Annotated in this window: 7 protein-coding genes; 6 read left to right on the top strand and 1 reads right to left on the bottom strand. The window is 52.0% G+C overall.

The genetic code is table 11. The features are described from left to right. Window positions 1–89: 89 nt before the first annotated feature. Complete coding sequence (locus IBX50_RS15445) at window positions 90–656, bottom strand: cupin domain-containing protein (RefSeq protein WP_292257190.1); 567 nt, start codon at window positions 654–656, stop codon at window positions 90–92. Window positions 657–916: 260 nt separating this feature from the next. Here IBX50_RS15445 and IBX50_RS15440 point away from each other — a divergent pair, with 260 nt between their 5' ends. The 6 genes from IBX50_RS15440 to IBX50_RS15415 all read left to right on the top strand — a co-directional run. Then, complete coding sequence (locus IBX50_RS15440; protein ID WP_292257189.1) at window positions 917–2,026, top strand: ABC transporter ATP-binding protein; 1,110 nt, start codon at window positions 917–919, stop codon at window positions 2,024–2,026. 47 nt (window positions 2,027–2,073) lie between these two features. After that, window positions 2,074–3,135 carry an ABC transporter substrate-binding protein gene (locus IBX50_RS15435; protein ID WP_292257188.1) on the top strand — a complete coding sequence of 354 codons (1,062 nt, stop codon included), beginning with the start codon at window positions 2,074–2,076 and terminating at the stop codon, window positions 3,133–3,135. A gap of 29 nt (window positions 3,136–3,164) precedes the next feature. Beyond that, window positions 3,165–4,421: an ABC transporter permease gene (locus IBX50_RS15430; protein ID WP_292257187.1), complete on the top strand. Its 1,257-nt coding sequence runs from the start codon at window positions 3,165–3,167 to the stop codon at window positions 4,419–4,421. A 4-nt stretch (window positions 4,422–4,425) separates the two neighbouring features. Continuing rightward, on the top strand, window positions 4,426–5,253 hold the full coding sequence (locus IBX50_RS15425; RefSeq protein WP_292257186.1) for an ABC transporter permease: 828 nt from the start codon (window positions 4,426–4,428) through the stop codon (window positions 5,251–5,253). A gap of 68 nt (window positions 5,254–5,321) precedes the next feature. After that, a complete protein-coding gene (locus tag IBX50_RS15420) occupies window positions 5,322–6,779 on the top strand; it encodes an NAD-dependent succinate-semialdehyde dehydrogenase (RefSeq protein ID WP_292257185.1) in 1,458 nt (485 codons plus the stop codon). A 13-nt stretch (window positions 6,780–6,792) separates the two neighbouring features. Next, the coding region (locus IBX50_RS15415; RefSeq protein ID WP_292257184.1) for an aminotransferase class III-fold pyridoxal phosphate-dependent enzyme at window positions 6,793–7,033 on the top strand (241 nt) is incomplete at its 3' end.

The raw sequence follows: 7,033 nt of genomic DNA, 5'->3' as shown, positions 1-7,033 counted from the left end.
AAGCCCATCAACTGATGGAAAGCAGCCAGCACATAGGCAAAATTCTGCTGGAAATGTGAAGCCAGGTAACATCCTTGTGTGTACTAGAGTTACAAATAAGGGGGGACACAGGCACTGACAATAATACATTCCTCTTCAGACAGGTTCCGAAAGCGGTGCGGTGTTCTGCTATCAAACAGGTAGGCATCACCCTTGCGAAGGATTTGCCGCTGATCACCAACGGTCAGTTCAATTTCACCCTGAATCACCACGCCGCCTTCATCAGACTCATGCTGCAACATGCTTCGCCCCGTATCCGCTCCGGGCGCATAGTGCTCATGCAGTATCTGCAGGTTGTGTTTACGCGCATCCCCCACCTGACGAAAGCTGACCGCACCCTGTGCCAGCGGCAACAAATCGGATGCACGAAAGAACACCTGGCTCGGCTCCGGTGCCTCCAAAGCAAAAAAATCACTAAGGCTCATTGGAATGCCTTCCAGCACCTTTTTCAGCGATGCCACCGAAGGGCTGCTTTGGTTGGACTCAATCAATGAAATTGCAGCATTGGTAACACCGGCACGCCTCGCCAGCTCACGCTGAGAAATACCTGCCTGCATTCTAACTCGTTTCAATCTTGCGCCTAAATCAAGCGACGGATCACACACAGCCTGTCTCATAATTCAGCTTCCGCACCATTTTGGTGTCTTTAATTAATCTTCCGCCCGACCTCAGTGCACCCTGCTAGCACCTGCCGACGCGATAAATAAACTTAACGCTTATTCTTCAGTATTTCTGCTGCATTTGGCTTTTTGGCCTGATTTATGCTTATAAATTGCCAGATATGAGCCACGTTACTGTGCGGATCAACCAGCAAGATCCAGACCATGACGTCCAGACCGTTTAATTTAGTTAACAAATTTTCAGGAGAGGATAGCCCATGCAAACAGGTTCCGACGCGGATACTCTGGTTCGGTTCTCCGGAGTGCAGAAAACCTACGATGGTGAGAATCTGGTCGTCAGGGACCTTAACCTGTCTATCGGCAAAGGGGAGTTTGTCACCCTTTTGGGGCCATCAGGTTCAGGCAAAACTACTTGCCTGATGATGTTGGCAGGCTTTGAAGTACCCACAACGGGTGACATCTTCCTCGGAGAGCAACGCCTCAACACCCTTCCGCCTCACAAACGCAATATTGGCATGGTGTTCCAGAATTATGCCCTGTTTCCCCACATGACGGTGGAAGAAAATTTACGCTTCCCCCTCCAGGCTCGCAAGGTTCCCCGTGCAGAGGCGGATGAACGCGTCAGCCGCATCCTCGACACCATCAAGCTGGGTGAGTTTGCAAAACGCAGACCAACCCAGCTTTCCGGTGGACAACAACAGCGTGTGGCACTGGCACGGGCACTGGTTTTTGAGCCTCAGCTGGTGCTGATGGATGAACCGCTGGGCGCACTGGATAAACAGTTACGTGAACACATGCAACTGGAAATCAAACATCTACATGAGCAGCTTGGCCTCACCGTGGTTTTTGTTACTCACGACCAGAGTGAAGCACTGACCATGTCTGATCGAGTGGCGGTATTTAATGATGGTGTGATTCAGCAAATCGATACGCCACAAAATCTTTACGAAAACCCATCCAACGCCTTTGTTGCGCAGTTCATCGGTGAAAACAACACCCTGCTCGGCAGAGTTGAAACAGTGGAAGACAACTACTGCCGGGTTCGTTTTGGTCAAGGGTTAACCACCCGCGCCAGACGGGTCAACATTCATGAAGCAGGGGCTCCAACCAGCCTTTCGATACGCCCGGAACGTGTCCACCTTAATGGCTCTGCCGCCACGATGCCCAACAAAGTTACCGGGCATATTCGTGAATTCATCTACCTGGGTGATCACCTGCGCGTGCGGTGTGAGGTGGCAGGCAACGATCAATTTATGGCGCGAGTACCTGTTACAGAGTTTTGCCCGACACTTAAAGTGGGTGCCGAAGTTGCTCTGGGCTGGCGTGATGAGGACATCCGATCACTCGACTGCACAGCAAACCCTTAAGTTGAACAAAAGCTACATTTTTAAAACTGCATCAGGAGATTCAAATCATGCAAAACACAGCCAAACGCACTGCAAAGTTTAAAAAATCCCTGGTCGCCACCCTGCTTGGTGGTGGACTGTTAATGGCCTCTGCGGCTCAAGCCTTTACCGTTATTTCTTTTGGCGGTGCATCCGGCGAAGCCATGCAAAAAGCCTATTACACCCCTTTCAGCCAGAAAACTGGCGTTCGACTAGTGCCTGGTGACTATAACGGCGAACTATCCCGTATTCGCGCCATGGTGGAAACCGGAAACGTCAGCTGGGATCTGGTAGAAGTTGAATCTCCTGAGCTGGCACGAGGCTGCTTTGAAGGCATGTTTGAGCCGATTGACTGGAAAAAGCTGGGTATTGAGGATCAATTAATTGGTGCTGCGGTTGAAGAATGCGGTGTGGGAACTTTTGTATGGTCTACCGTGCTGGCCTATAACGCTGATCGCCTGCCTCGTGCACCTCAAACCTGGCAGGACTTCTGGAACGTAAAAGACTTCCCTGGCAAGCGTGGTCTGCGCCGCGGTGCCAAGTACACCTTGGAGTTTGCCTTGATGGCTGACGGTGTACCAGCAGACCAGGTGTATGCCGTTCTGCGTACCCCCGGTGGTGTTGACCGAGCCTTTGCCAAGCTGGATGAAATCAGTGCACACATCCAATGGTGGGAAGCAGGTGCACAGCCTCCTCAGTGGTTAGTAGCAGGCGATGTTGTCATGTCCTCTTCATACAACGGCCGCATTGCAGCAGCTCAGGAAGAAGGGCGCAACCTGGCGATTGCCTGGCAAGGCAGCGTTTATGACCTGGATTATTGGGCGATTGTCTCTGGTTCAAAACACCGCGAAACAGCTTATGACTTCATCCGTTTTGCCAGTCAGGCAGATACCCAGGCGGTTTACTCCTCTGCCATCCCTTACGGCCCTGTCAATCCCGCAGCACTAGCCTCACTGTCTGCAAAACAGGCCGCCAGAATGCCAACCCATGCCGATAACCTGAAAGGTGCCTTGTCGATGGATACCAACTTCTGGGTGGATTTTGGCGAGGAGCTGGAACAACGCTTTAATGCCTGGGCTTCACGCCTGTAATTCCCCTACCCGCAACTGTGGAGAGACGCATGACCGCAACAATGGCTCAGTCACAGCCTCACCTGACCGATAGCAGCCGGCTGAAACGCCAGCTGCACCAGGCTGAACGCCTGCGCAAAATCAAGGCGGCTGCTTTGGTTATGCCACTGGCAATATTTCTGGTCGTGGTTTTTGTCATTCCAATTACCCAGATGCTTTGGCGCAGTATTGATAATAGTGAGCTGATGCAAGAGATGCCCCTCACTGCCGAGCTGATTCAAAAGTGGGATGGTCAGCAACTGCCGAGCACAGAGGTTTTTGGTACTTTTGCACAAGAACTGCAGATGTCACGTCAGAGTGGCGGACTGGGTAAAGTCGGTCGGCGTCTCAATTATGAAGATCCAACTTTCCGTGGGCTGTTGGTACGCACTTTGCGCCAGCTACCTGCGGATGGCAGCCTTACCGCCTACGCACTAGCTGTTCAACAGGCCGATCCAGCCTGGTCAGAAACCACCACCTGGCTTGCCATACAACGCGCTGCATCAGCCACCACGGATCGTTATTTACTGGCGGCACTGGATATGAAACGTGATGATCAAGGCCAGATCCAATCGGTGGCAGAAGAGCAACGTGTTTACCTTTCAGTTTTCCAGCGCACCCTGGTGATTTCAGGGTCGGTTACGCTCATCTGCCTGCTGCTTGGTTTTCCTCTGGCATACCTGCTGGCTACCCTGCCAACATCCACCAGCAACCTGCTGATGATTTTTGTACTGCTGCCCTTCTGGACTTCCTTGCTAGTCAGAACCGCGTCCTGGATTGTGCTGCTGCAAAGTGGTGGATTGATTAACACCACCCTGATCAGTGCCGGATGGATCGACTCGCCCTTGCAGCTGGTCTTTAACCGGACTGGCGTACTGGCAGCAATGGTGCACATCCTTTTACCCTTTATGATTCTGCCACTCTATAGCGTCATGAAAGGCATATCACCCAACTACCAGCGTGCTGCCATTTCCCTCGGCTGCCACCCGTTTGTTGCCTTCTGGAAGGTTTATGCCCCACAAACCATCTCCGGTGTTGCTGCCGGTACGCTGCTGGTCTTCATCATGGCGCTGGGTTATTACATCACCCCGGCTCTGGTGGGTGGCCCTTCCGATCAGATGGTGAGTTATTACGTCGCCTACTACACCAATACCACCAACAACTGGGGCATGGCAGCCGCCCTTGGCAGTCTGCTGCTGATTATCACCCTGCTGCTGTATCTGGTTTATCACCGCTTGGTTAATCAAAAGCAACTGATCAGGAATTAAGCTCATGTCACTGCAACCCTTTGCAACACCGATAGAGAAAATCTGGTACTGGGTCTTTCGAATTTTCTGTGCCTGCATCCTGTTTTTTCTGATGCTGCCCGTGCTGGTGATTGTGCCGTTATCCTTTAATAGCGGCAGCTTTCTGACCTACCCTCTGGATGGCTTTTCACTGCGTTGGTATCAGGAAATATTTAACACTCAAGGGCCATGGCTGACAGCGCTGAAGAACAGCATGATCGTCGCTCCTTTTGCCACACTACTAGCGATGATTCTTGGCACTTTGGCAGCCGTAGGACTGAACAGAGCCGACTTTCCCGGAAAAGGCTTGCTGCTGGCACTGCTAATATCACCAATGGTAGTGCCACTGGTGATTGTTGCCGTGGGCATGTATTTCTTTTTTGCCCAAGCAGGATTACTGAACTCCTACACTGGCCTGATTCTGGCTCATGCTGCACTGGGTGTACCCTTTGTAGTCATCACCGTAAACGCTACTCTGCAAGGGTTTGATCACAATCAGGTGCGCGCTGGTGCCAGCCTGGGAGCCAATCCATTGCAGGTGTTTTTTAAAGTGGTGCTGCCCCAGATTCTGCCCGGTGTGGCATCTGGCGGCCTGTTTGCCTTTGCGACTTCCTTTGACGAGGTGGTGGTTGCACTTTTTATTGCCAGCCCGTCCGAGCGCACCTTACCCATGCAGATGTTCTCCGGTATCCGTGAAAACATCAGCCCGGCCATTGCAGCCATGGCAACCATCCTGATTGTCTTGTCGGCATTGTTACTGCTGGTCATGGAGCTGTTGCGGCGTCGTAATGAGCGACTTAAATCTCAATCCTGATTTTGCTTCCTGAAACAGCTTGTTGCGCCTATGATGTTAAATATTATTAACGGTTAATGAGGTTTATCATGCCAGAAAACGGCACAGAACTGATCAAAAACAGAGCCTATATCAACGGGTGCTGGGCAACAGCCAAGAGTGGCAAGTGTTATGAAATATTTAACCCAGCTACCAAGGAGCTACTTGCCAGCCCCCCCTCCATGGATGACATAGATACCGAGCAAGCGATTCAAGCCGCAGAGGCAGCGCTGCCTGCCTGGCGTGCTCTGACCGCCAAAACCCGCAGCCAACTGCTGCGTCGCTGGTTTGATCTAGTGATGCAAAATCAGGAAGAACTGGCTCGAATCATGACACTGGAACAGGGCAAACCTCTGGCAGAAGCCCGAGGAGAAATTGCTTATGCCGCCTCTTTTATTGAATGGTTTGCAGAAGAAGCCAAACGGGTCGATGGTGAAGTGCTACCCGGTCATCAACCGGACAAACGGATTCTGGTGCTTAAACAACCCGTGGGTGTCGTGGCGGCCATCACACCCTGGAACTTTCCATCCGCCATGATCACTCGCAAAGCGGCACCCGCACTGGCCGCTGGTTGCACCATGGTTCTGAAACCCGCACCCCAGACTCCACTTTCTGCACTGGCGCTGGCACAACTGGCCGAGGAAGCAGGCATACCCGCTGGTGTGTTTAATGTGGTCACAGCGGACATGGATGATGCCCGCAAGGTGGGTGATGCACTGACCCGCAGCCCGGTCGTGCGCAAACTGTCTTTCACTGGCTCCACTGCGGTTGGCATCCACCTGATGCAAGCCTGTGCACCCACCATGAAAAAACTTTCGCTGGAGCTGGGCGGTAACGCACCGTTCATTGTGTTTAATGATGCTGATCTGGATGCCGCAGTAGAAGGCGCGATTATCTCCAAATACCGCAACGCCGGTCAGACCTGTGTTTGTGCCAACCGTATTTATGTACAGGCTGGCGTTTATGATGCCTTTGCACAAAAGTTTACCGCTGCAGTTGCTGCATTAAACGTTGGCTCCGGCCTGGATGAAGGGGTTCACCTTGGCCCGCTGATCGATCAACGCGCCGTTGAGAAGGTGGAAAACCACTTGCAGGATGCCATCAGCAAGGGCGGAAAACTGCTGTTGGGTGGCAAACGCCATGCTTTAGGTGCTACCTTTTTTGAACCAACCATCATTAGTGAAGCCACACAAGACATGAAAGTGGCAAAAGAAGAAACCTTCGGCCCTCTTGCACCGCTGTTTCGCTTTGAGGACGAAGCAGAAGTTATTCAACTGGCCAATGCCACTGAATACGGGCTGGCAGCCTACTTTTACGCCAAAGACCTGTCGCGTGTCTGGAAAGTCGCAGAAGCTTTGGAATACGGTATGGTAGGCATCAACACCGGGCTGATTTCCACAGAAATAGCCCCGTTTGGTGGCATCAAATCATCAGGGCTGGGACGTGAAGGTTCGCGTCACGGCATCGAAGAATATCTGGAAATGAAATACCTCTGCCTGAGCGTATAAATCGGAGAACACCATGAGTAATACCAATCAATCGCTGATCAATCGTAAAAATGACGCCGTAGCACGCGGTGTTGGCCTGCTACATCCTCTTTTTATTGAGTCGGCAGAAAACTCTACCGTCACAGATGTTGAAGGCCGTGAGTTCATCGACTTTGCCGGTGGCATAGCCGTACTCAACACAGGTCACCTGCACCCAAAAGTGAAGGCTGCTGTTGCCGCACAGCTGGAAAAACTCTCCCACACCTGTTTTATGG

Source organism: Marinospirillum sp., assembly GCF_014859565.1.
This window is presented reverse-complemented; position numbering and strand designations above follow the sequence as displayed.